The sequence below is a fragment of the Marinobacter sp. UBA2498 genome (genome assembly GCF_002341575.1).
Taxonomy (GTDB): domain Bacteria; phylum Pseudomonadota; class Gammaproteobacteria; order Pseudomonadales; family Oleiphilaceae; genus Marinobacter; species Marinobacter manganoxydans.
The window spans coordinates 1-349 of record NZ_DDOI01000118.1 but is presented as its reverse complement, the minus strand read 5'-3'; the positions used below and the strand labels follow the sequence as shown (position 1 = coordinate 349).

1 pseudogene is annotated in these 349 nt (G+C 57.0%); it reads right to left on the bottom strand.

What is annotated here, in order from left to right:
- Nucleotides 1–43 precede the first annotated feature (43 nt).
- Nucleotides 44–349 (bottom strand): annotated as a pseudogene (locus B2W52_RS16525) (phosphotransferase family protein); the annotation flags it as partial.

The following is a 349-nucleotide window of genomic DNA, read 5'->3' as shown; positions in this document are numbered from 1 at the left end:
CCGAAACTGGCCTGGCCGTGACGAACCAGATAAATCGTCGCCATTACAGGGAGCTCTCCGCAATCAACCGCTGGCAGCGCTTTTCGAGATAATTAGCGGCATGGCCAAAGGCGGCGAAACGCTTGTCCTTGGTCTGGCCATGGTAGAAACGGTAATAGATCTGCTGGATGATCACTGCCAGCCGGAACAGGCCGTAGATCTCATAGAAGTCGAAGTTGTCGACCTTGAAGCCGGACTGCTCCATGTAATATGCCACCACTTCCTTGCGGGTAAGCATGCCCGGGCGATGGGTCGGTTGGCGGCGCAGCATCTGGAACGGGCCTTCGTCGTCCGCCTCAATCCAGTAGGC